Origin of the sequence: Filimonas lacunae (assembly GCF_002355595.1) — a bacterium.
Taxonomy (GTDB): domain Bacteria; phylum Bacteroidota; class Bacteroidia; order Chitinophagales; family Chitinophagaceae; genus Filimonas; species Filimonas lacunae.
In genome coordinates this window covers 2,148,084-2,173,461 of record NZ_AP017422.1, presented here as the reverse complement: position 1 = coordinate 2,173,461, position 25,378 = coordinate 2,148,084, and the positions used below count along the sequence as shown (strand labels likewise).

The window sequence follows — 25,378 nt, the reverse complement described above, 5'->3', positions numbered from 1 at the left end:
ACAGATCAGATGAAAAAGTTTATCACCATACTACTCACCTGCTTTGTTCTTTGCAGTGCAGGTGCAGTACATGCACAACAGGTAGGGTTAACCCTTACCCCGCAAGGCACGCAGCCTTATGCTACCGGCAGTAGCTTCCAGGTATTTGCCAACTACAACTATAGTAATATCACGGGTAATATTGAAGTGGTTATCACCTATAACCCCACTATAGTATCCTTTTGTGGCAGTGCGTCTTTTCCTTACCCTTACGTAAGCAACAGTGTTAATGCCACTACACAAACCATTACCTATACCTTTCCGGCCGCATCCGGCAATAACCAAACAGGTGTTATTATGATGTGCTTTAGCTTCCTGTGTCCGCAAACCTGCACCGGCACAGCTATCAACAGCGCTATCAATGGCAGTATAAATGCACCTTCCAGCACCGTTTTGGCCAATGCCCCTCCGGCAGGCATATCTTCTATTGTAAATAACACCTGGACCGGACAACACACTTTTTTCAGTTTCATACAAAGCAGTTATGAAGTTACTTTCCGCATTATTGTATATGGCAGCAGCTGCTTTCAAATTAACAACCCTTCTTTTGTAGTAAACCCCTCTATAGGCACACTGGTAAGCGCCAGCAACGCTACTATCAGCGGCAATACTATAACACCTGTTATTTCCAGCTTTTATACCGGCAGTTATGTGTATTACTATACAGTTAAAATACCCTGTAGCACCCCGGCAGGCACCGTAATTACCAGCTCTGCCGTATTAAAAGGCACCAATTGCGGCGTAACCAATTCCACTATATACACCCTGCCATCGGCCAGTTACACATTGCCTGTAGTAGTAGCTTCTAACCCCAGCGCGCAATTATCTGCCGTTAGCAATTCAGGGTATCTTTACAACACCATAACTAATAACGGCAACACGCCGCTTAACCTTCAACTCACTAATACCTATCCAGCTGTTAAAGTCAATTCCGTATATTTTTCCAGCACTACGCAATCGGCTGGTGTTACCGCCAATGTAACCTATTACGATTGTAGTAATTCGCCATCCACTACTTACCCGCTGTTACCTGGCAGCTCTAACAACACGCCACCACTATATGTAACTAAAGCAACCATAGCTATCAACAACCTGTTGCCAGGGCATACCGCTTACTTCTATACCTTTTACGACCTTAGCAACTCCTGCTCCGGTGTTCCTAATCAAAGCACCTATACCTTTATTTCTAATTTAACCTTTGACTGTAACACCAGCAATCTTAGCCAGGTATGTTACAATTGCACACCCGGAACAGGCACCATACACGATACAGCTGTGTATGTGTTAAAGCCTAACATTAACTGTATCTCACAATCTGCCCTTACCGGATGTTTTAATCCCGGCGATACCGTTAACATCTGCCTGCGTTTTATGAATACCGGGGAAACTGCGCTGAACAGCGGGGCGCTGCAATATAACCTGCCTGCCTTCCTCACCTTCCTGCCCGGCTCTGAAACCTTTACGGGCTTTAGCAGCAACCCTGTTTATCAAAGCAGCACCAATGCCAAATGGAACCTGCCTACTATTCCAACAGGTAATGCCACTTACGACATTTGCTTTAAGGCAACCGTAAACAGCAATGCACCATATGGCAGTTACAATATGAACTATAATGTTACAGGCACTAATTATAGTAGCGGCAATCTTGGCTGCCCCTATGTCATTAACATTTGCGCCCTGCCCCGTGCAGAGGTGGAAAAAGCGGTAAAAGGCAACCTGGACGCCACTTTCAGTTCCACAGGTAATGGCTACCCAGGCAGCACTGCCATTTACCAGATTACCGTAAAGAACACCGGTAATACCCCTATCGGGAATATTGTATTGATTGACAGGATGCCGTTTGTGGGGGATGCCACTATTATGACCTGCACGCCGCGCAATAGCCAGTTTTCCCTGTTTCCAACAGCAGCATTGACCATACCGGGTGCTACCGTCACTTATTCCTCTGTATCCAATATAGCTACCGGATGGCCCACTGTAGCTACTTCCTGTGCCAATACCGGTAGTTTCTCCGGAAGCTTTCAGCCGAATAGTATTAAAATAAGCCTTACCAATCCTATTCCGGCAGGCGGCAGTTACACCTTTACTTTTCCTGTAACAGTGCCAACCAATGCCACACCCGGACAGCAAGCCTGTAACACTATTGGTATGATATGCGATCTTGTTGCCAACAACAACAGCACCTCTGTCATGAACCCGGTGGAAAGCAACAATGTATGTTTAACCGTACAGCAGCAGGAAGTACCTCCACCACCTTGTACACCTTGTAAAGAAGTATTGAAAAGTGTTTCTGCTTCGCTGGGTCAGTTGCAGGCAGACACCACCCACCAGGTACAGCAAGCTACCATACAGGTTACTACCAGCAAAGCCCTGCAGGAATTACGGATTAGCGTAGCGGACATCAATTACACCTGGGAAAGTAAAGGATGCAGCAACTGCAACACGCCTGTAATAGGCCGCGGTTGCCTGTTTCCGCAAAGCAGCACGCAAACGATAGGCGGTTTGGTTTGGGACAACTATGCCAATGCCACACTTCCTCCTAACGCATCTGGCAATCAATGCCTGGAAGAACTTGTTTGGAAACTGGGCACCCAGGCGCCTGCCGGCAGCTATCAGATACCTGTACTTTTAACACTGCCTGTGCCTACTGTTCCGGAATGCTGCCGCTTACGCATCAATGCTATCTGTTTCCGTGTTACGTTTAAGGATAAAGATTGTAATACCTGCGATACCGTTATTTGTGTAAGCACCAATACCACACCCGGTACCGGCGGCACCGATTCGGTTGATTGCTGTAAAGAAAGCCATTTTACCGGCAACAGTATATCGTGGAAAACAATTGCCACCCCTATCCCCAACCCGGATATATCGTTATCACAAGCCAGCAAAGCTATCATCGTTCCATCACTGGCTAACAGTATGCAGATTACCTGTAACGAAACCTATACCCTGTATGTAAATACCAGCTATGTGTTCAATTCCACCTTCCAGTGCGCTTCGCCCGATTGCACTAAAAAGATAGTGCTACGCATCACCGGCCCTGGCGGTAATTTTATACAAACACTCACCGGTAGCGGCATACCTTATACGTTTACACAGGCAGGCACTTATTACATTACCTATGCAGCTTACTGCGGTGATAAATTATGTGCCACCTGCCGGTACACACTTAACATTAAAAAGAAAGGATTAACAGCTGAACCAGCAACGCCTATTGGCACCACCATTTATAAATAACCTGGCCCTGTTTGAAATAAGAAAGCCGTCTCCTGATTGTAGGAGACGGCTTTTGGTTGATGTAAAGTGATAGTCCCGGATAGCCATTGCTATTGTGCTGTAGAGATATTAAAAAGCCCCACAGATATAGTGAGGCTTTTATAATTTGTTTACGGGTAAAAACTACGCGGGTATTTTCCGGGGTACTTCCCGCTCCCAAAACCGGTGCTGTGCAATGGCTAGTATAAATAAATCGGCCAGTTTGCCCGGCTTATCATGTATCGCTATGCCCGAAGCCAACACTGTTGCTTCTTCATTATCTGCAGGAAGTTTTTTATGAAAATAAGTTGCTTCCAATACCTGCTGCGCGGCTTCGTCAGCAGCAATGGCTTTACAATGTTTAAACGCTTCATTTAAAAAATGAACAGCATCAGGATGCGCAGCCAGCGTAGCCACACTATTCACGCCACCAGGCACATATACGGCATCATATAACACAGAAGCCCCGGTTAAGAAACTTTTGTCCACCGGAATCTGCTCATCGTTTTCCGCTATTACATAACCCTGGCGTGGAGCCACTACTTCAACAACAGCTCCCTGCGCCAGCAAAGCTTTTTTAACTGTATTTAAGGCCTTTGCGTCTACCCCATCTGCCGCCAGTATAGCTACCTGCCGTGTTTGAATAGTGTCCTTAGGCGTATTTGCCATGCTTAAAGCACCAGAGACAGCTAATGTACTTTCTTTCATTTCTGGCTGATACGCTGCCGGGTCTGCATCTGCCGGAATACTTTTATTTAAAGGCTCGTCTGTATCTTTAGGTATATGCAACCGCAGCGCATACGCCACCTGGGCGGCCAGTCCGCTATCAATCTGCGCCAGAATACGTAACATACGTTCACGCACCGCTACTGTTTGCACTTTGCCCAACTCAAAACTAAACGCGTCTATGATATGATTCTTTTCAGGCTCTGACTGGCTGTTGAAGAATAACCGGGCCTGACTGAAATGATCAAAAAAACTGCGGCTACGTTCTCTTATTTTATGCGCTTCTATTCTCTCCGGATAAGAGGAGAACCCACCTTCCATTTTACCAGCCAGGAAAGGACAGCCGCCACCGAGACTATTGGGATGGTAACTTGTTTTGCCTTTATTAATAGTTTGTCGCATATGGCCATCACGCTGATTGTTATAAACAGGAACCACCGGACGGTTGATAGGTATTTCATGAAAATTAGGACCACCCAGCCTGATCAGTTGTGTATCGGTATAAGAAAACAAACGGCCTTGCAACAACGGATCGTTAGTGAAATCAATTCCAGGCACAATATGGCCTACATGAAAAGCAACCTGTTCTGTTTCTGCAAAAAAATTATCGGGGTTACGGTTTAACGTGAGCTTACCTATACGCTGCACCGGTACCAGCTCTTCGGGAATGAGCTTAGTGGGATCGAGCAAATCGAATTCAAACTTATGTTCATCTTCTTCCGGCACCACCTGTATGCCCAGCTCCCATTCAGGAAAATTACCACTTTCAATAGCGTTCCAAAGATCACGGCGATGAAAATCAGGGTCTTTACCTGATATGTTCTGTGCTTCATCCCAGGCAACGGAATGCACACCCAATAATGGCTTCCAATGGAATTTAACAAAAGAGGAAACCCCTTCTGCATTTACCAGCCTAAAGGTATGTACACCAAAGCCTTCCATCATACGGTAGCTGCGTGGTATAGCACGATCGCTCATTACCCACATTACCATATGTGCACTCTCTGGCATCAAGGAAATAAAATCCCAGAAAGTATCATGCGCCGAAGCTGCCTGTGGTATTTCGTTATCCGGTTCAGGTTTTACCGCATGTATCAGATCAGGAAACTTAATAGCATCCTGGATAAAAAAAACGGGCATATTATTCCCTACCAGGTCAAAATTTCCCTCTTGTGTATAAAACTTTACCGCAAAACCTCTTACGTCCCTTGCCAGGTCTGTTGACCCGCGCGAACCTGCCACTGTTGAAAAGCGCACAAAAACAGGTGTTTCAGCTTCAGGGTCTTGTAAAAAAGCAGCGCTGGTAACAGCTGCCTGCGATTCGTATACTTTAAATACCCCGTGAGCGGCAGAACCACGGGCATGTACTACCCGTTCTGGTATGCGCTCATGGTCAAAATGCGTTATTTTTTCCCGAAGAATAAAATCTTCCAGTAAAGAAGGACCACGGTTGCCAGCCTTCAGGGAATTTTCGTCGTCACTGATTTTTACACCCTGGTTGGTGTTCATATAAGCACCGGAAGCATCTACGGTATCAGGCGCTAAATCCGTTGTTTTGGCGTTTTCCGGATGGGCAGCGGAGGAACTCCCCGGCTGCGGATAAACACTATCCTTTGCAGGCTTTTTCGTTGACATAATAGGTTATTATTTAAAGTGAATCGGCAATATTGGACAGGTTTTGATCGGCTGCTTCTTCTTCGGCAAGCGTTTGTGCCAGTAAAGCAGCCACCTTTGTAAAACCGAGCTTTTCAGCAAGGCTTTTCAAGCCCAGATACGCAGCAATTTCATAGTGCTCTACTTTCCTGGAAGCCGCTATAATGCCCATATCACGTGCTACGGAGTCAGGCTCAGTGTCTTCTATCACAGCTTCCCCCTCTTTGGTCAACCCTTCCATGGCATCGCATTTCTTCGCCTGCGTTTTTTCATCCAGCAAGGCAAAAATTTGCTCCAGTCTTGCTGCATGCCCGGTCGTTTCTTCCAAATGAGAAGCAATTGCGCTGGATAGTGCTGCATTTGAGCACGCCGCTTCCATCACAGGTAATGCTTTTACCAATTGGTTTTCAGCCCAGTAGATATCTTTCAGCCCGTCAATCAGTAAATCGCGCAGGCCAGCATCAGCAGGCAATTCAGTAAAATTTTCTGTAGGTTCAACCGCAGGAGAATCATCTTTCGGTTTTGATGTTTTTGTCATAAAGTTTAGCCAGTGTAAAATCAGAAAATATGCCAAAAGAATGTATAAGAAATTCCCCCACTTATTGATGGTAATGGTGCTTTGGTAAGTACACACTGGCCATAGAGTTACTTCAAAAACATTTCACTATACAAGTATTGAAATAATATATATAAGTAAAATACTTAAAACACTAAATATAAAGGGTACATTGTATATACCGTTTTGATCCTTACCCTTTATACATAAGTGTATTTTCCATATTTTCATAGATCACGGCCTGCCTTTTAATGCGGGCCATTTTGTAATGGGCCATTGCTGCTAATGAGCGTAACAGTGTATGTTTTGTATACGTAAAACAGCAGCTTTTATAACTGTGAAAATAATACCTGCTCAGCAATCATTACCCCCACCACTATATAATTCAAAAACGATCATTTTTTTTAAAATAATAAATCATTTATTAACCTAACTTTAAAACAGTTCTCAAAAACACTACTATAGCTCATTCTGGTTTTAAATCATTTTATGGAAAGAAAATCATTTCTAAAATCATGTTTCACCATTGGGGCCATAGCAGCCACCCCCTTCCAGCTTATTGCTAAAGGTTTTTCTAGGTTAAGAGTAAATAATGGGTTTATGGTGGCAGCGGGCAAAACCCGGTCAGAAAAAGCTATTACGCTTTTAGAAGGAGATACTTTTTTTTCAAAAATATCCAGTAAAGACACCGATGGCGATATCTACGTTTTTGAAAGTTCACGGGTAAAAGAGGGCGGCCCCGCACATCACCTTCATTTTTCGCAGGACGAGTGGTGGTATGTGTTACAAGGTGAATTTCTGATTAAAGTAGGAGAAACCACCTATCATGCAAAGGCGGGAGATAGCGTATTTGGCCCCAGAATGATACCGCATAGCTTTGCCAAAATTGGTGAAACAGAAGGTAAACTATTAATGATATTTCAACCAGCCGGTAAGATGGAAGAGTTCTTTAACAAAGTAAGCCAGGGAGTTGCTAAAAATATGACCGAAGATCAACAAGATAAGTTTAGAGAAGAACATGGATTTAAACGGGTAGGCCCGCCTATAGATCATTATAAAAAAATGTAAGCTATATACTAGCTTGCCATTTTCGTCAAAACCTTGTTTGTTGCAGTGGTGGCTTTTCTTAAAACCTCTCAGGTTATGCACGAAATTGGGAAATAAAAAAAGGCCTGTACAGGCCTTTTTTTATTGGGTTATACTCTACTACTTTTTATCGTTCAGTATCCTTTCAAGCAGTCTAATCTTTTCACGCTGCTTTTTTCTCTATTGCGAATCAACCAGTACAATTTTAAGTCCAATGGCGGTAGTAGGCGGGCTGGCAAGGCTGCCATCGGCATTCTGAATTTCAACGTCAAACAGTCCTTTCTGGTAAATACAAACAAAAGTGCTGCCATCCAGCACATCGGGCAAAATTTCGTATCTCTTGTTATCAAAAGTGATATATGCCAGCACACCTTTGGTTTGCACAACGCTGTCATCTATTTCAGGAACCGAAATTTCGTTGTAGTAGGTGTTAGAGGAGGCGTCATACTTCCAATTACCTGGTTCCAGCGTTTTTACAATGGTGCGATTGGGCTGTACCACTTGTGTAACCTCCGTAACTTTTTTGCAATTAGAAAAGAGAAGGGCCGTTATTAAAAGCGGGCACAGAAGAAATTATCTCATATTAGGGTTTTTAGTTTAAATACAAAAAATGTGATTGGGCCGTAAAACTAAACAAACTACCGTTTACCCCCGTAAGTACCTATTTTAGGAAGCGGCCCTGTTAGGAGTTTTTTTATGTACTATGGGGCAATTTTTATTTTGGGCACTGCTACTTAGGTTATCAATTTTAGCAAAAACAGACCATCAGGCACTCATTTTACTGATTTAACGCGTATTATATCCCATAAATTTAAGGGATAAGCTATGGAATAAGCTTCTGATTCCTTAGTTTTACAACTGATCACTGATCAATCTGTATGATAGAAATATTTATTATTCTAGGCCTGATTCTTTTAAATGGTATTTTTTCGATGGCCGAAATTTCCCTGGTATCCTCCCGAAAAGCACGATTGGAAAGCCAGGCAAACAAAGGAGATTTAAGGGCAAAAGAAGCCCTGAAGCTCGCCAACAACCCGGATTCTTTTTTCTCTACCGTTCAAATTGGCATTACACTTACCAGCATTTTAATAGGGGTTTATTCCGGACAAACCATTAAAAATGAACTTACTGTTCACCTCAATAATGCTTTTCCATCTTTACAGGCGTACAACGCACCTATTGCGCTTACCCTGGTGGTGATCATTTTCACCTACCTCTCGCTGGTATTGGGCGAGTTACTGCCTAAACGTATAGGTATGAGCAATCCCGAAGGCATTGCCAAAAACGTGGCAGGCCCTATGCGCCTGGTAAGTAAAATAGCCTATCCTTTTATTACCCTCGTTTCTGGTTCGGCCAGCCTGCTGGCTAACCTGTTTGGTATTAAAAAAGACGATACCCAGGTTACGGAAGATGAAATTAAAGCCATCATTAACGAAGGCACCGAGCAGGGTACTATTGATGAAGCCGAACAAGAAATTATTGAAAGGGTATTTCATTTGGGCGACCGTAACATCACCTCCCTGATGGCCCCACGTGCCGATATTATATGGTTTGATGTTAGTACTACTGTAAAAGAAGTAAGAGCGCAAACAGGCGAAATGGCTCACTCTGTATACCCTGTTTGTGATAAAAATATTGACAACATCCAGGGCGTGGTTTTTCTGAAAGACATGTTTATGGCTTCGGAAAATGCAACGCTTCAATCGTTAGTGCGTAAGGCGGTGTATGTTCCGGAAAATAACACAGCCTACCAGCTACTGGAAAAGTTTAAGGAAAGCAAAAACCATTACGCCTTTATTGTTGACGAATACGGCACCTTACAGGGCATTATTACCCTGAATGACATTTTACAGGCCATTATAGGCGATATAGCCGTGCAGGAAGACAATGAGTATGAAGTAGTGGAAAGAATGGACGGCAGCTTTCTAATAGATGCCCAGATACCTTTTTACGACTTCCTGGCCAAGTTTGACAAAACAGAATGGATGCACGAAGGCGAACATGAGTTTGACACGCTTGCCGGTTTTATATTACACGAGTTAGAACGTATACCGCAAACCGGTGAAATAATGAAATGGAAGGAGTTTACTTTTGAGATTGTAGACATGGATGCCCTGCGTATTGATAAAATACTGGTTACGCTGGATAAAGCAGCAACAACAGAAGTAGCAGCCGATTAACCGTTACCTACTTCTCTGTAAATAGAAAAAAGCCCGCAACGAATGGTTTCTTTGCGGGCTTTTTTTATGCTCTTTTATCTCAAATTACGCGAACTATTGATATTCAAATACAGCCTTAGCTACGGGGTTAGCTATTTTGGTACTCTTTCTTTCACCATTCACGGTAGCGTGTATAATGTTAATCTGGCTCTCGAACTGCTCGTACAATAAATTATCGCTTATTTCCAGCTTTTTAATGGAAGCAGGGGCATTGTTCACCTGCAAATAACACCAGGCAGCTTCCGATTCCTTTTCATACCCTACGTATTCAGCAGTATATGCCTGTCCGTTAATAGTAACCTGGAAGTGCTGTTTAAAATAGCCGGCTATCCATTTATCGTTTTGGTCTTTCTTTTGAGCGGCGCTTAAATCTACCGGTGTTTTATAGTGGGCAGCAAGCGCCTTTTCCAGGTCGTCGATAAACAGTTTGCAGCTTATTTCCAGCGATTTATCCTTCGTATTCTGTTTTACCTCTGTAACCGAAACGAAAAAAGGATGCAGCGTTAACAAAGCGCTTAAAACGTAAGAATGCAGGATGCCAGCCATTCACCGATATTTTTTTGATACAGTAAAGGTGTACCATAAGTTTGAAAATATGAGCGATTTTGGGCTTTTCTTTCAAACAGGCGTTGAACATATCACTGATTTAAACGGAATAGATCACATTCTTTTCGTAACTGCCTTATGCCTGCGCTACGTTTCCAGCGACTGGAAAAAACTGCTCATCCTCATTACGGCATTTACCATTGGGCATTCTATCACATTAGCCCTTAGCACATTGAATATCATTTGGTTTTCAAGAGATTGGACAGAGTTTCTCATTGCCACCACTATTGTAATCACCGCCCTTAGCAACCTGTTTGCCAAAGAAAAAGCACCACCGAGCCGCGTGTCTTTTTTATATATGCTGGCACTGGTGTTTGGTCTTATTCACGGCCTGGGTTTTAGCAGCCTGCTCAAAAGTATGCTGGGACGCGATGAAAGCATTGTAACGGAACTGCTGGCCTTTAACCTGGGGCTGGAAGCCGGCCAGCTATGTATAGTGGTAATTATACTATTACTTTCCTTTATATTTATACGCGTTTTGCACATAGAGAAAAGAGCATTTTTAATTTTTGTAAGCGGTGGTATTACAGCCCTGGCTTTGCAAATGATGATAGCACGTATTCCTGTTTCAAAAGACCAACATAGTAATGAGAAAACTGTTTTTACTGGCGGGCATGGCCTCACTGGGCTTTGCTGTACAGGCCCAGAACATCCAAAACAACCCTGGTTCTAACCACGGCAACGACTTTGAGCAATTAGGTACCATTCTTCCCACTCCCAACAGCTACCGCACAGCCAGCGGTGCAGCAGGGCCGGATTACTGGCAACAGCGGGCCGATTACAAAATCAAATGCAAGCTGGATGAAACCGCTACCAGGCTTACTGGTAGCGAAACCATTACCTATTTCAACAATTCGCCTGATCCATTAACCTATTTATGGTTGCAGTTGGACGAAAACCAGCACAGTGCCAGCAACAACGCCGGGTACCAAAAGGCTTCCAACCTGAAAACGACCAATCTGAAAGATCTGGACGAACTGGACAGAAGCCAGAGCGACGACAGCTACGGGGTAAATATCCTCAGCATTACAGATGCTACCGGTAAAAAACTGTCCTATACCATCAACAAAACCATGATGCGTATTGACTTACCAGCCACCTTAGCTCCTCACCAGCAATATGTGTTCAATGTAAACTGGAATTATAAAATCAGCGACCGTATGCGTTATGGTGGCCGTGGCGGTTACGAATACTTTCCCGGCGATGGTAACATCCTGTTTACCATGACACAGTGGTATCCACGCCTGTGTGTGTACAGCGATTTCCAGGGCTGGCAAAACCATCAGTTTGCCGGCAGCGGCGAGTTTGCACTTACGTTTGGCAATTTCAATGTAGAAATTACGGTTCCGGCCGATCATATTGTAGGTAGTACCGGCGAATGTCAGAACTATGCGCAAGTGCTGAATAGCACCCGTTTGGCCCGCTGGCAAAAAGCACAAACCAGTAAAGAACCGGTAGAAATAGTTACCCTGGCAGAAGCAACACAAGCGGAAAAGCAGAAAGCCACTACCACTAAAACCTGGATTTTTAAAGCGGATAACGTACGTGACTTTGCCTGGACCAGCTCACGCAAATTTGTATGGGATGCACTGGCCACTACTGTAGAAAAGAAGAAAGTGATGTGTATGAGCTTTTACGGTAAAGAGGCGTATAACCTGTACCGTAAGTTTAGTACCAAAGCAGTAGCACACACCATTCAAAGCTATTCTAAATTCACTATTCCCTACCCTTACCCTGTTGCACAAAGCATTGAAGCAGCCAACGGTATGGAGTATCCGATGATTTGCTTTAACTACGGTCGTACCGAAAAAGATGGAACCTACACAGAAGCCACTAAAAACGGGATGATCGGCGTTATTATACACGAAGTAGGTCATAACTTCTTTCCCATGATTGTGAACAGTGATGAAAGACAGTGGACATGGATGGACGAAGGATTAAACACGTTTACACAATACCTGGCGGAAGAGCTGTGGGACAACAAATTCCCCAGCCGTCGCGGGCCAGCCTGGGCTATTACCGATTACATGAAGTTGCCTAAAAATGAGCTGGAACCTATTATGACCAACAGTGAAAACATTATACAGTTTGGTCCTAACGCTTACTCCAAACCAGCTACCGGCTTAAACATCCTGCGCGAAACCATTATGGGCCGCAAGTTGTTTGACTACGCCTATAAAGAATATGCACGCCGTTGGGCATTTAAACACCCCACTCCTGCCGATTTGTTCCGCACCCTGGAAGATGCCAGTGGTGAAGACCTGGATTGGTTCTGGCGTGGATGGTTTTATGGCACTGATCCCTGCGATATTTCGCTCGACAGCGTGAAAGGCTTCCAGATTGGTGATGGCAAAAAAGTAACCTTACCCGAACCTAAATCAAAAACAGTGAAGCTGGAAAAGCCACTGGTACCGGAGTTTGATGATATTTCTAAAATCAGGAACAGGCAGGATTCCAGCATTCATTTTTTAGTAGACGCTGATACCACCCTGCAGGATTTTTATTACAAGTACGACAGAGGTGTAATCCCTTACGACTCTACTTTCACTTATCAGAAAACAGACCCTGCTGCCGAACCACTGGACGACAGCACCAGTAAGAAGTATGCTGGCAGATATTTGTACGAATTATCTTTCACTAATAAAGGCGGCCTGGTAATGCCTGTTATTATTGAATGGACTTATACAGATGGCACTAAAGAAACAGAGAAAATACCCGCACAGATATGGCGTAAGGATGAAAAGCATTTTGATAAAGTGTTTCTGAAAAACAAAGCTGTTTCTTCTATTCAACTGGACCCATTACGTGAAACCGCTGATATAGACGTAACCAACAACCAATGGCCACAAGCAAAGGTGATGGGCCGTTTTGAAGTATTTAAATCAAAGCAAGCCACACGCGGCCAGTCGCAGGGAATGAACCCCATGCAAAAGCAGTAATCATTACAAAAAGGATATAGAAAACCCCGGTGCTTATTCAGTACCGGGGTTTTCTGTTTTATTACTTTATAGGTAATACTACAAACCAATATTACATCCTATGCCATAATAACGGCGCTGGTCGAATAAAGGATACTGTTTATTATCAAACGGGGTTCTGGTGAAAGCAAATACATCATACGAAACGTAACCATGCGTAAACTTACGACCTACATTCACCTGCTGCAAAGCAATGCTTTTGTGTTTACCACCAACATAAGCTTTGTTAAAAACTCCCACAGCATCTACCCCCAGCTGCCAGGTACCCAAAGTAAACCTGTTAGCCCAGCCTGTAGTATAAAAGTTATCCTTTGTCACCACTGAGTAATAAGCCTGCTCAGTTTTGCTACGTATATAGTACATGGTAGCTACTGATAACCAATGTAGCTTCCCTATATCAGTTTGGGCAGAAATGGCCAACCGGTGGCGTGTATAATTTGTAGTAAGATACCTGGGCGGCTGTGAAACAGATCCGCCAAAACCGTAACCACCAGGCACAGTATAAATGGGCTGCTGCGGCGAAACGGACTGGTTTTTATCGTATGTATAATCTGCTATAAGTTTGTTTTGCCATAAACCTAACCTCACGCCACCCTGAAAGTGAACATAACGAACATCAGCATACACCTGGTAAGGATCGAAAGAAGCCCATGGCCTTGCCTTCAGGCTATTATAGTCCATTAATAAATTCTGTTGTGTAGTGAGATTACTGAGATTGGCCCAGCCCAATTCAGGCATACTGGAAATGGCAGCCACTGAAGTATATAACCGTAAACTAACGGGGCTATTTCTGTTAATACTTTTCAGCACATCAAACGATGCTGCTCCAAAAGGCAACACGCGGTTCTCATGAATAGCAGTTCTTAGCGGATGATATATAGCTACAGCGCCCGCCTGCATATTCAACAAACTATCCACACCAAAATTCACTGTAGGAGCAATAAACCAGTTTTTTGCATAGGTACCTTCCCAATAGGTTGAAACCGTAACAGTTGCCGGATTAGAGGAAGTGGAAAAAGTTCTGAATGCTAAATTGTTATAATTATAATCGACATGCCTGTATTGCACATCCAGCGAAGCCGCCAGGTAAAAACGATGAAATTGCTTATCATAACTAAACCGGTTTCCTACCATCCAGTTCCTAAGCTTCGGCTCCTCCGTTGTTAAAGTATATCCGCTAAAGCCATCCGCATTATCTATTGAAGTTATATTGCCTTGTAAGTGATAGTCATAAAAATCGGCATACACTCTGTTGCCAAACCCGCCTTCAAATGAAGAAGCAATACTGGCTTTTATATTCAGCACATGATCCTTCTTCCAGGTACCCGTATTAGAATGAGAGGTTGGCTGTAGCAATGTATAAGCATTAGATTGTTTTTGGGTTACATAAGCCGCATCAAGCCTAAACTGATGGTGATGCAAAAACACCCCTCCCAGCCAGGCATTGGCTCTATAGCGATTTTGATGCAACGAGCTATTTTTCTCAAAACGAGCGGTTTCGGGCTGCGGCATCATATCATGCAGAAAACCAGCAGAAACACCATAATTCAATTTTTCGGAGCCATTAGATGCCGATACATTGTATTGGTGAAACAAGCCTGCCTTTGCAGAAGAATCACCCCGGTTAACAAAAGCAGTACTCGCGGCACCCTGTAACTGCCATTTATTGCTAACATTTTTTTTGGTAGTTAACAGCACTATGTTTTGATGGGCTACCGTGCCACCTGTAAGCTGTATCAGGCCAGATTGCAAAAATGTGATGGATTCGATATCGTGTATGCTGTAAATATTTACATCATTTACCATTTGGCCATCTACCACGTATACAATGGTGCTTCCGGTAGCCAATGCCGGCCCCACCCATACACCAATTGCCTGGCTAAAATCAGTAAAGGGCATTTTAGCCAACTCTTCTCCTTTTATAGTAAAAGATTGAACGCTGGAACGGGAAACACGAAAACGAGGTAAATCAAGATAGGCAGAATCAGTTTGAGCAGATAAACGTTGTTGCATAAAACAGGTAGTTACAGCAAACAACAACGTAACGATTTTTTTCATTTGTCAGAGTTAAGGTTGACCCGCAAATTACAACGTCAGGTTATTATTTTATCTACCACTGATCCATTAGTAGATAGAAGTCAAAAAAAAGAACGCATTATTTACACAGTGACCGGGAAAAACCGCCGCCAGTCATTGGGAAAATAATGCGTTACCTTATAAATTATTCAAAAAAACAACTATGCAACCGCTTCGGCAGTTGGCTGTTTGGATTCTGTTTCTTTTTCTATTTTAATCTTTTCCTTACGCAGCATACGGCTGTATAAGCTCAACTTGGGATTAAATATAAACAGCAGGATCAGCTTCGTCCACGACTGATGCGAAATCAGAGAATCGTAGTAAGAAGGAGCCTTGGTTTTTAACTGTGGCAGTTTATTCCATGGAATAGAAGGAAAATCGTGGTGTTCGTTATGATAACCTACGTTAAAGGCCACTTTGTTCAGCGGACCATAGTAGCTGTAGGTTTCCTGTGTAGGGTGTAAAGTAAGATAATGCTCCTGAATCCAGCGGGCGCCTAACGGGTGCAGGCCTACAGAGAAGAAAAAGCTGGCCAGCATGTACACAAACGCTTTAGGACCAAAGAAGTAGATAATAGCTACATCAAAAGCAATCTGGAATATCCAGTTGATTACCACCCACCTGTCGAACAATTCAATATTCAAACGGGCAGTACGGCACACCTGGAATACAGGGAACAGCAAAAACCACAGCATTTTACTGAAAGGATTGTTGCTTACCAGCCTGGCTTCCCAGAAATCGGGTAAATCGGCATCCAGATCGTGCTCGCCCTGATGCGCGTGGTGCTTCAGGTGATAACGCTGAAATGACACCGAACTGGCAAAAATATGCGGAAAATTGGCCAGGATACCTGCTAACAGGTTAGGTACCTTGCCTTTAAACAGCAAACCGTGGCTGCACTCGTGGATCATTACCCACAAAGCATGGCTCACAAACGCTCCTACCACATAGGCAACCAGGAATACCAGCCACCAGGGGGAATCTTTTAATAAATAAGCTCCGGCAACCTGTGCGGTTACCAGGCCAATAATGAAGAAAATGGTAGAAGGGTTTTTCCCTATCAACTCCTTTACTTCCGGGTGCTGCTTCGATATCTGACGCACTCTCACATGATGGGGGTTCGGTTCTGTAGACCAAACAAAGTCCTGGGATTTGGTATGCATGCCCGAAAGATAGTATTTTTTTAATAACAACAAAGCCCCATATGTTAAACATTCGGGCAAATGTTGAATTCCTTACTTTTGCTGCCCGAATAAGGATACACAATGGAACTTAGCAAAAACTTCGAACCTGCTCAGGCAGAACAGAAATGGTACAAACACTGGCAAAATAAAGGCTATTTTAACAGCAAACCCGATGGACGGAAGGCATTTACTGTGGTCATTCCACCGCCCAACGTCACCGGCGTGCTGCACATGGGCCACACCCTCAACGAAACCGTACAGGACATCCTGGTGCGTAACGCCCGTATGAGTGGTTACAATGCCTGCTGGGTACCCGGCAGCGACCATGCCTCTATTGCTACAGAAGCCAAAGTGGTGCAGATGCTGGAAAAGGAAAAAGGCATTAAAAAAGCCGACCTCTCCCGTGAAGAATTCCTGAAATACGCTTTTGAATGGAAAGAAAAATACGGTGGCATCATCTACAACCAGATTGAGCGTTTGGGATGTAGTGTAGATTGGGACCGTGTTAATTTTACCATGGACGACCACTACTACAAAGCGGTAATTAAAACATTCATCGACTTATATAATAAAGGCCTTATTTATCGCGGTGCCCGTATGATTAACTGGGACCCCCGTGCTAAAACAGCCTTGAGTGATGAAGAGGTAATATACAAAGATGCTGTAGGTAAACTGTACCATGTTAAATACAAGGTAAAAGATAGCGACGAATATATTACCGTAGCCACCCAACGTCCGGAAACCATTATGGGCGATACCGCATTATGCGTGAACCCTACCGACGAGCGCTATGCCCATCTGAAAGGTAAAAAGGTAATAGTGCCAATGGTGAACAGGGAAATACCCGTAATTTTTGACGAGTATGTAGACCCTGCTTTTGGTACCGGTGCCTTGAAAGTGACTCCTGCCCACGACATCAATGACTATAACCTGGGTTTAAAACACAACCTGGAAGTGATTGATACCTTAAACCCTGATGGCACGCTTAGCACTGCTGCACAGGTGTATGTGGGTAAAGACCGCTTTGAAGCCCGTAAACTGGTTGTTCAGCAATTAACTGAAGAAGGTTTGCTGGTAAAAGTAGAAGAAAACCCAACCAGGGTAGCTTATAGCGAGCGTAACCCCGATACGGTGGTAGAACCACGTATTTCTACACAGTGGTGGGTGAAAATGAAAGAAATTACCGAACCTGCCCTGAAAGCAGTAGTAGATGGTGATATTAAAATACACCCTGGCGATAAATTCCTGGCCACGTACAAACACTGGCTGGAAAACGTAAAAGACTGGTGTATCAGCCGTCAGCTTTGGTGGGGCCAGCAAATTCCTGCCTGGTATACCAAAGATGGCAACTTTGTAGTAGCTGCTACCAGCGAAGAAGCGGTAGAAGCTTTTAAAAAGCAAAACATTACTGTAACCGCAGAAGACCTGAAACAGGACGAAGACGTACTGGATACCTGGTTCTCCAGCTGGTTATGGCCGGTAGAAGTATTCAACGGCATTACCCAACCCGGTAATGAAGAAATAAACTACTACTACCCTACTTCCGTACTGGTAACCGGACAGGATATCATTTTCTTCTGGGTAGCACGTATGGTTATGGCCGGTATGGAATACCAGAAAGAAATACCATTTAAAGATGTGTATTTCACGGGTATGGTGCGCGATAAGCAAGGCCGTAAGATGAGTAAGAGCCTTGGCAACTCACCTGATTTATTAAACCTGATTGATAAATATGGGGCTGATGCTGTACGTTTTGGTATAATGATATCTGCGCCTGCAGGAACAGACTTATTGTTTGATGAAGATGCTCTTAACCAAGGCGGTAGCTTCAACATTAAAATTTGGAATGCCCTTAGATTGATAAAAGGCTGGGAAACCCGTATAGATAATACAATTTCCAGTACAAGTAACACGTTTGCTCTGGAATGGTTTGATCAACGTTTACAACAGGTTCGTTCAGAAATTGAAAAACTGATTGGACAATTCCGTTTAAGTGAAGCGTTGAAAACAGTTTACTCACTCATATGGGATGATTTCTGTAGCTGGTACTTGGAATGGATAAAACCTGGCTTTAAACAGCCTATTTCAGCAGAAGTATATCAAAAAACAGTTAACTACTTTGAACAGCTGTTACAGATACTGCATCCATTTATGCCTTTTATCACAGAAGAAATATACCACCTGTTAAAAGAGCAGACAGATGATTTATGCGTTAAGCAATATCCTGAAAATAATTTCCAGCCCGCTGCCATACTAAAAACAGGCGAGTTGTTGAAACAGGTAATCACTGCTATACGTGATGCGCGCAACAAAAACCAGCTGAAACCCAAAGACACTATTCAGTTACAAATTCAAGCCAGCGATCCGGCAAGCTATCAGATTATCGAAAGCATCCTTGCCAAACAAGTAAATGCTGAACAGGTAAGCTTTACAACAGAAACCGTGTCTAATGCAGTAGTTGTTGCTGTAGAAAAAGATAAGTTCTTCTTCACCAGTAACCAGGAGGTAGACAAAACCGCACTGAAAGCTGAATTGGAAAAAGACCTGGAGTACCAGCAAGGATTCCTGGAAAGTGTAATGAAAAAATTATCTAACGAGCGCTTTATACAGAATGCCAAACCGGAAGTAGTAGCTATTGAGAAGAAGAAACAGGCGGACGCAGAAGCGCGTATTAAAACTATTCAAGAAAGTCTGAATAATTTATAACACCCCAAATGAGCCCCTGCATGCAGCAGGGGCTTTCTCAATTTTTTATGACTATTATAGACGCTTCATTAGAGAACATCCCCCAGATTCAACGGATTGCGTATGCTACATGGCCATCGGCTTATGGAGAAATTATATCCGAAACACAAATTCACTACATGCTGGCAACCATGTACAGCACAGGTATTTTAACTAAGCAGTTACAGGAAGGGCATCACTTTGCTTTAGCAGAAAGTGAAGGCAAAGCCATAGGTTTTGCAGGCTACGCTCCTACAGAAGACAGTAAAGTATACAAGCTGCACAAGTTGTACGTGTTACCTAACATTCAAAAAGAAGGGGCCGGTAAAGCATTATTGCACTATGCCATCGATTTTGCCAAAAATGCTGGTGCAGAAAAGCTACAGTTAAATGTAAACAGATCTAACAATGCCAAAAACTTCTACGAAAAGAATGGCTTCCAGGTTATTGGCGAAGAAGACATTGACATTGGTAACGGCTATTTTATGAACGATTACGTAATGGAATTTTCTTTGCAGTAATACCCTACTAGTTCTATCAAATAGGAAGGTTAGCCACTGAACTAACACAAAAGGCCTGCAAATGCGGGCCTTTTGTGTTTACTTATCTGCAAACACTACACTAAGCTTTTACCGGAAAACTTGCTACAAATTCACATCCTTTTGCTTTTCCTGGCGTAAGGGTAATATAGCCACCATGCCGCTCTACTATCTGCCTGCAAATAGACAGTCCCAGACCAAACGATTTCTCGCCTTTTGTTCCCAGTTGCTGCACTCTGCTTACATCGTTAAAAACAAACTCCTGTTTATCCAAAGCAATGCCCATCCCCTCATCACAAACAGAAAGCAACAGCCAATCATCGGCTATGGTTGCCTGTATTTTCACAACCGAATTGAGATAACTGAATTTAATAGCATTCATTACCAGGTTTTCAAGCACCCGCATTAACTGCAACCTGTTTGCCATGATAGTAACAGTAGTATCGGGTAATGTACATTGAAGATGAATTTGCTTTTCGGCCGCTTTAAACTGCAGCAGCCCCACTACTTCCTGCACCATGCCGCTAACAAACACTTCCTCTTTTACAAGCGGATAACTGGCATCGGAAAAACGTTGCGCATCCAATACATCCTGCATCTGCTGTAACGACCGGTTGGCTGTATTTGAGATAACCTGTAACAAGCTGTTTCGTTCATGTTCACCAATTACACCCTGTACCATCAAATTAGTGAGCGCTTCTATACCACTTAAAGGATTATGCAGGTCGTGCGCCAGCGTTAACAATATTTTCTGGCGCGATTCGCTTAAAGCCTTTAAATCGGCGTTCTTCTGCACTAACTCAGCCTGCTGCTGTAACAATTGCACCTGCTGTTGCTCCAACAGTTGCTTCTGCCCTTCTACCAGCTGATGATAAGACACATAAATACCTCTGAAATAAAACAATCCCGCAGTTAATAATAATAAGCAACTAGCTACCGTACCCACTACTCTTATTACCATCGGCTTGTCTAATTGCAGTGCCAGCCTTTGATAATATTGCAGATAACAGAATGCAGCCACCACCAACAACATGAGTAACAGGTAATGCCATGTTTTTTCAGTAAGCACTAAACCACATATCACTGTAAGCAGCAACGCAAACTCCATCCCGTTGCTATAGAATAAAGCTTCCGCAAAAAATATAATACCTGTTGCCGCTATACAATAAAGACGTAGTGACAAATATCTGTTCCATACCTGTAAAGTAATAACAGACAGATAGCACAACACATTGGCAGTATTCAGTAGAGCCAGTCCCGGCCTTGCATACATATTCATCAAGGCAAAGCATATCATAGGCAAAATGGAAGGAAGAATCATAATGTTGAGCAAATGAATCTTCTGTCGTTCGGCAAAAGACATATGCTCCCGAACCCCGATATGAAATAACCGATAAACAAATGAGCGAACAGATGATAACAAAACAGGCTGTTTAAATATGAAGACACAAATGTAGTAACGTAGCCATCTAGGCAAATATTTTAATATATAAAAAAAGCCCCTTAAAGGAGCTTTTCTCTATCGAAATTCAATGTAATTAAGGTTTATCCGAATGCCCCAGACTTTTATCCGGACAGGCAATATCACGCACCAATTGCTTTATTTCTTTGGTTTCCGGAAAACGGCCTTCTCTTTTACGGTCAAACACTTCCTGCCCTCCTACCGATACGGTAAAGCGTCCACTGATTTCCGCCGGCTTTAACAGCACACCGCCCAGTTCTTCCTGGAAAGTGGTGAGCAGTTCCTGTGCTATATAGGCTGCGCGCAAAAGCCAGCCGCATTTAGGGCAATATTCAATAGTTACCACCTGTTTAGTCATGCTGCTAATATAAGCCATTTTACAGGCCTATTTGTCTGTAATAGCGTTACTCCAGTTATCTGTTCTAAAGGGCGCTACCGGTAAACCTTCGGTGCTGAAGATGTTACCTATACCGGCATTGCTATAGCCAAAACGCACGGCAACCGGCTTTGCCACAGCAGTGCTGGAAACTATAATATGATCGCCTTCTGTTTTTACAGTAGCGGGCACAAAACGCCTGTCTTCTCCTGCTATATAACATTCTTTCACTGTTGCCCCCTTTATTACCAGGCCATTATCTGCATGAGTAAAATAACAAACCACCCTGCCTTTTCCTGTTTCCATTCTGGAAAACACCGGGCTTTGGCAATTGCCCATATCTACATGATAGGTTTGTGACATGGCCATAGCCGCAAGCCTGTTGCCTACTGCACGCTTTTGCTTGGGGTGAATATCAGTAATGGTATCTACCAGGTCGGTAGTTACCACCATCCCCACATCAGGCAGGTTTAAAGTGGCCTGCTGTTGTTCACGTAAAATAGCTCCGGCATCTTTACCACCATAGGTAAAGGGAGCTATCTGTACATAGTAAAAAGGGAATTGTTTGTTCCAGCCCCTGCGCCAGCTGTTGATCATAGCAGAGAACACCCGGTTATAAGTACTGCTGATTTCTGTATTTCCTTCTCCCTGGTACCAGATAACACCTGCAATATCCATTTGCAGCAAAGGAGCGATCATGGCATTATAACAGGCTCCCGGAGTATTAGGCCACCAGGCATAGGGAGTTAGTTTGCGTGATGCGGCACTCAGCTCCAGATCGTTTTGAATAACCTCGGCGGGCGTCCACACATCCGCAGAAGTACCGCCCCAGCTTACATTGATCAACCCTACCGGCACATCCAGTTTATTTTGTAATGACTTGCCAAAGAAGTATCCCACGGCGCTAAAGCTTTTTAACGAAGCTTCGTTGCACTCTTTCCAGCTACCGGTAATATTATCCTGCGGATAAGCAGCTGCCGTACGTGGCGATTGAAATAGTCTTATTTTACTATTGGCCGAACCAGGCAACTCAGCAGTCATTTCCGGTAGCGCATTTGGCCCCCAGCCTGCATTCATTTCCATATTGGACTGTCCGGAACAAACCCACACTTCTCCAATCATTACATTTTGCAGTTCTATGGTGTTGCCACTTTGTATGGTAATGGTATAAGGGCCACCCGCAACAGGTGTGGGAATAGCAATAGACCATTTGGCATCACGGCTGGCTACTACCGAATCGATTTTATGATTCCAGGAAGTGGTTACAAACACTTTATCAGCCGGCCCCGCCCACCCCCATAAATGAGCAGCCGATTGTTGCTGCAATACCATATTACTGGAAATAAGAGAAGGAAGCCTTACTTCGGCCATTAAAGGCCTGGCTATAGTGATAGCCAACACAACAAGCAATACTTTTTTCATACGCAGATATTGTTTCTAAAATCAATGCGCCAAACTACTAACCTATGGTGAATATTAATGGCATTATTTTAGCAATCCGTTATACTAAACAAGCGTTCTCATAAACCAGCCACCCGCTTATCTTATATATTTGTAAAAACAGAAGCCCTATGCAGGTAACTCCCTATAACGACGAAACAGCTAACATCATTTATAACCTGTTGTTTTGTGATGACTTTCAATTGTATAAAGACTGTACGGAACCTCCTTATACCTACCCGATGGATGTACTGTTTGCAGAGACTCCTGATATTGATGCCCTGCAACAACTGGTAGCTTTACCGGAAGCCGACCCACGCGTGCAGGTATTAGCCTGTAACAGGTTATTAGCTGCCGGCCAGCCTTACGAGCAAAAGCAGCTTTTTGCCGTAATTATTGAAATAGGATTGGAAAACGGCCTGGACACATTGGCTTCTTTTTATGATGGCACTGCCCGTTATATTAACCAAACCGGGAAAATACTGGTTTGGGAAAATTTTGAAGATGAAACTGCAAATGATATCACTTCTGCATTGTTTGAGCATAGTGCTGAGGTAGTAAATAAAATAGGCCCCTGGGATCAGCCCAGAAAACCACAACCTGCTGTCGGTCATGCCAGGCTTACTTTCCTGGTATCTGATGGGCTGTACTTTGGAGAAGCCCCTGCCAGTGTTTTCTTTAACGATCAACTGGCAGGCCCTGTATTAAATAGCGCTACTCAGCTGTTGCAATACATTACAGCTAAGGCGCTGGAAGAAGAAGAATCGAAACAATAACACACTATTGAACTTGCTATCCGCAAGCCACCGATAACCAACGCTGGATGGAAAGAACAGTGAATTACCCTTCCTGCTCTTTCCATCCATTTTCCCATTTTTGATAGGCTTCGTCAACATCAAAAGTAAACTGGCCGCGCTTTTTTCTTCCCAGTTGCCCCCGGATCACTTCCACTTTGGCGATCTGTCCTTTGCTGTTAAAATATATTTCATAGCTGTCACCATTAGGCAGCCTTTTTATCTCCACTCTTTCCTGCAATACACCTCTTTCATTAAAACGTGTCTCATCGGTACAACTGATATTATCAGTTGTATGCCTGTGTTCCGTTCGCTGTTTCAGTTTTCCATTCTTATGATACGTCTCGATCCAACTAAGCGTTGTACCCTTTTTATCAACATTAGGGTAATCGCTAAACCGCTTTACTTCTTTGACTAATGGATGCACATCTGTAAACACCGCTTCAAAAAAGCTGGCATTTCCCTTTTTGTTGCAATCTGAATACAGCTCTTCATATCTCTTTTCGCAAAAACGTTCATCCACATATACCAGCCCTTTACTATTCAGCATGTCTGCTATGTTCTGCACTATTTTTTGCTCTCTCCCTGTTAATGTTGTAAGAGGACCTTCTTCATATAGTTTTTCCTTTTTGTTAAAGCCTATATAATAACAGTTATAGGTATAACAGGGGATTACATCTGAAATGAATATTTTCAGCATTCTTGACTTGCCATTGCATTTAGCAGAAAGCTTCTTATCCCAGTCATACCCGTTGGTAATACCTTCATTCAGCACAACTTCCATTGTCCAGCTTAAATCTCCCGTCCAATGCCAGTCGATCTGTTTTGCTTCTCCGCTTTCTATCAGCTCCGATATATCATCAAAAAGATTAAACTTTACATAAAATGGCTGAGTTGTTGCACTTTTAAAAGCAGCACCCCATTCCCGTCCTTTTTTTCCATTAAACGTATACCCCAGTACTGTCTTCTTTTTATGAGCAGTATTCTTACCAAAATAGCGTTTGGCCTGCTGGATAATTTCCGATTTACGCATGTTTGCTGCCTTGTGTTCTTGTAAAAACTAATACACCAACTGATGCGTTTGCTTAATAATACCCATTACAAACACACTTTGCAAATGCCCCATATTCTCTACCTGGCTTAGCTTGTTTACATGAAAATTATAATAGGCATCCATATTTTCAGCCACTACTTTCAACATAAAATCAAATTCGCCGGAGATATTATAGCATTCAATTACCTCCTGCATTTCCTGTATGGCCTTAATAAACTTACTACCGGCACTGCGGTTATGCTGCTTGAGCGATACATAACAAATTACCATCAGCCCTTTTTTCACCTTTGCATGATCTACCAGCGTGGCATATTGCTTAATCACCCCCGTTTCTTCCATACGACGAATGCGCTCGTGTACCGGAGTAGTGCTTAGGTGTACCTGTTCAGAAATTTCGCGCACGGTAATACGCGCATTTTGCTGTAAAAGCTTTAGTATTGCCAGGTCTTTGGTATCCAATGCAGGCAACTGCACAGCTATTTCTTCTTTTTCAGAATCTTTTGCCGCCATTCGCTTAATTTTTATTCTGCAAATTAGCCTAATTCTGTATTTTTTTCCTGTTTTTATGCTTTTGCTCCTTATTTTATCCTGCAATTGTACATTTGCGGAAT

Annotated in this window: 19 protein-coding genes; 8 read left to right on the top strand and 11 right to left on the bottom strand. The window is 43.3% G+C overall.

Annotated features, from left to right (window positions below; genetic code table 11):
- Positions 1 to 9: 9 nt before the first annotated feature.
- Positions 10 to 3,276, top strand: coding sequence for a COG1361 family protein (locus tag FLA_RS08755; RefSeq protein ID WP_076381109.1), 3,267 nt, complete (start codon positions 10 to 12; stop codon positions 3,274 to 3,276).
- Positions 3,277 to 3,438: 162 nt separating this feature from the next.
- On the opposite strand, the gene FLA_RS08750 is transcribed toward FLA_RS08755, so the two are convergent.
- The gene (locus FLA_RS08750) at positions 3,439 to 5,655 is read right to left on the bottom strand and encodes a catalase (RefSeq protein ID WP_076381110.1); all 2,217 of its coding nucleotides are present in this window, start codon (positions 5,653 to 5,655) and stop codon (positions 3,439 to 3,441) included.
- 13 nt (positions 5,656 to 5,668) lie between these two features.
- Positions 5,669 to 6,211, bottom strand: a complete 543-nt coding sequence (locus FLA_RS08745; RefSeq protein ID WP_076381111.1) for a YciE/YciF ferroxidase family protein — start codon at positions 6,209 to 6,211, stop codon at positions 5,669 to 5,671.
- A gap of 507 nt (positions 6,212 to 6,718) precedes the next feature.
- On the opposite strand from FLA_RS08745, the gene FLA_RS08740 reads away from it, so the two are divergent.
- Positions 6,719 to 7,297, top strand: coding sequence for a cupin domain-containing protein (locus tag FLA_RS08740; protein ID WP_076381112.1), 579 nt, complete (start codon positions 6,719 to 6,721; stop codon positions 7,295 to 7,297).
- Positions 7,298 to 7,495: 198 nt separating this feature from the next.
- On the opposite strand, the gene FLA_RS08735 is transcribed toward FLA_RS08740, so the two are convergent.
- Positions 7,496 to 7,816 (bottom strand): hypothetical protein, encoded by a 321-nt coding sequence (locus FLA_RS08735; protein ID WP_076381113.1) that lies wholly within the window; start codon positions 7,814 to 7,816, stop codon positions 7,496 to 7,498.
- Between the two features lie 377 nt (positions 7,817 to 8,193).
- Here FLA_RS08735 and FLA_RS08730 point away from each other — a divergent pair, with 377 nt between their 5' ends.
- Positions 8,194 to 9,495 carry a hemolysin family protein gene (locus tag FLA_RS08730; protein WP_197705877.1) on the top strand — a complete coding sequence of 434 codons (1,302 nt, stop codon included), beginning with the start codon at positions 8,194 to 8,196 and terminating at the stop codon, positions 9,493 to 9,495.
- A gap of 93 nt (positions 9,496 to 9,588) precedes the next feature.
- Here the strand turns inward: FLA_RS08730 and FLA_RS08725 are convergent, their stop codons facing one another.
- Positions 9,589 to 10,080, bottom strand: a complete 492-nt coding sequence (locus FLA_RS08725; protein WP_076381114.1) for a DUF6702 family protein — start codon at positions 10,078 to 10,080, stop codon at positions 9,589 to 9,591.
- Between the two features lie 49 nt (positions 10,081 to 10,129).
- Here FLA_RS08725 and FLA_RS08720 point away from each other — a divergent pair, with 49 nt between their 5' ends.
- Both FLA_RS08720 and FLA_RS08715 read left to right on the top strand, forming a co-directional pair.
- Positions 10,130 to 10,813: a HupE/UreJ family protein gene (locus tag FLA_RS08720; RefSeq protein ID WP_084206426.1), complete on the top strand. Its 684-nt coding sequence runs from the start codon at positions 10,130 to 10,132 to the stop codon at positions 10,811 to 10,813.
- Positions 10,728 to 13,079 (top strand): M1 family metallopeptidase, encoded by a 2,352-nt coding sequence (locus FLA_RS08715; RefSeq protein ID WP_076381116.1) that lies wholly within the window; start codon positions 10,728 to 10,730, stop codon positions 13,077 to 13,079. The genes FLA_RS08720 and FLA_RS08715 overlap by 86 nt, the downstream gene beginning before the upstream one ends.
- 78 nt (positions 13,080 to 13,157) lie before the next feature.
- On the opposite strand, the gene FLA_RS08710 is transcribed toward FLA_RS08715, so the two are convergent.
- Together FLA_RS08710 and FLA_RS08705 are read right to left on the bottom strand one after the other, a co-directional pair.
- Positions 13,158 to 15,176, bottom strand: a complete 2,019-nt coding sequence (locus FLA_RS08710; protein WP_076381117.1) for a TonB-dependent receptor — start codon at positions 15,174 to 15,176, stop codon at positions 13,158 to 13,160.
- Positions 15,177 to 15,355: 179 nt separating this feature from the next.
- Positions 15,356 to 16,357, bottom strand: coding sequence for a fatty acid desaturase (locus FLA_RS08705; protein ID WP_076381118.1), 1,002 nt, complete (start codon positions 16,355 to 16,357; stop codon positions 15,356 to 15,358).
- A gap of 102 nt (positions 16,358 to 16,459) precedes the next feature.
- Here FLA_RS08705 and FLA_RS08700 point away from each other — a divergent pair, with 102 nt between their 5' ends.
- Together FLA_RS08700 and FLA_RS08695 are read left to right on the top strand one after the other, a co-directional pair.
- Positions 16,460 to 19,084, top strand: a complete 2,625-nt coding sequence (locus FLA_RS08700; RefSeq protein ID WP_076381119.1) for a valine--tRNA ligase — start codon at positions 16,460 to 16,462, stop codon at positions 19,082 to 19,084.
- 8 nt (positions 19,085 to 19,092) lie between these two features.
- The gene (locus FLA_RS08695; protein WP_197705876.1) at positions 19,093 to 19,623 is read left to right on the top strand and encodes a GNAT family N-acetyltransferase; all 531 of its coding nucleotides are present in this window, start codon (positions 19,093 to 19,095) and stop codon (positions 19,621 to 19,623) included.
- Between the two features lie 100 nt (positions 19,624 to 19,723).
- Here the strand turns inward: FLA_RS08695 and FLA_RS08690 are convergent, their stop codons facing one another.
- The 3 genes from FLA_RS08690 to FLA_RS08680 form a co-directional block, all read right to left on the bottom strand.
- Positions 19,724 to 21,004: a sensor histidine kinase gene (locus FLA_RS08690; protein ID WP_084206410.1), complete on the bottom strand. Its 1,281-nt coding sequence runs from the start codon at positions 21,002 to 21,004 to the stop codon at positions 19,724 to 19,726.
- A gap of 175 nt (positions 21,005 to 21,179) precedes the next feature.
- Complete coding sequence (locus tag FLA_RS08685) at positions 21,180 to 21,479, bottom strand: SelT/SelW/SelH family protein (protein WP_076381121.1); 300 nt, start codon at positions 21,477 to 21,479, stop codon at positions 21,180 to 21,182.
- Positions 21,480 to 21,488: 9 nt separating this feature from the next.
- Complete coding sequence (locus tag FLA_RS08680; protein ID WP_084206411.1) at positions 21,489 to 22,901, bottom strand: sialate O-acetylesterase; 1,413 nt, start codon at positions 22,899 to 22,901, stop codon at positions 21,489 to 21,491.
- Positions 22,902 to 23,050: 149 nt separating this feature from the next.
- Here FLA_RS08680 and FLA_RS08675 point away from each other — a divergent pair, with 149 nt between their 5' ends.
- On the top strand, positions 23,051 to 23,695 hold the full coding sequence (locus FLA_RS08675) for a hypothetical protein (RefSeq protein ID WP_076381123.1): 645 nt from the start codon (positions 23,051 to 23,053) through the stop codon (positions 23,693 to 23,695).
- Positions 23,696 to 23,759: 64 nt separating this feature from the next.
- Here the strand turns inward: FLA_RS08675 and FLA_RS08670 are convergent, their stop codons facing one another.
- Positions 23,760 to 24,746, bottom strand: coding sequence for a hypothetical protein (locus FLA_RS08670; RefSeq protein WP_076381124.1), 987 nt, complete (start codon positions 24,744 to 24,746; stop codon positions 23,760 to 23,762).
- A 27-nt stretch (positions 24,747 to 24,773) separates the two neighbouring features.
- Positions 24,774 to 25,277 (bottom strand): Lrp/AsnC family transcriptional regulator, encoded by a 504-nt coding sequence (locus FLA_RS08665; RefSeq protein ID WP_076381125.1) that lies wholly within the window; start codon positions 25,275 to 25,277, stop codon positions 24,774 to 24,776.
- Positions 25,278 to 25,378 lie beyond the last annotated feature (101 nt).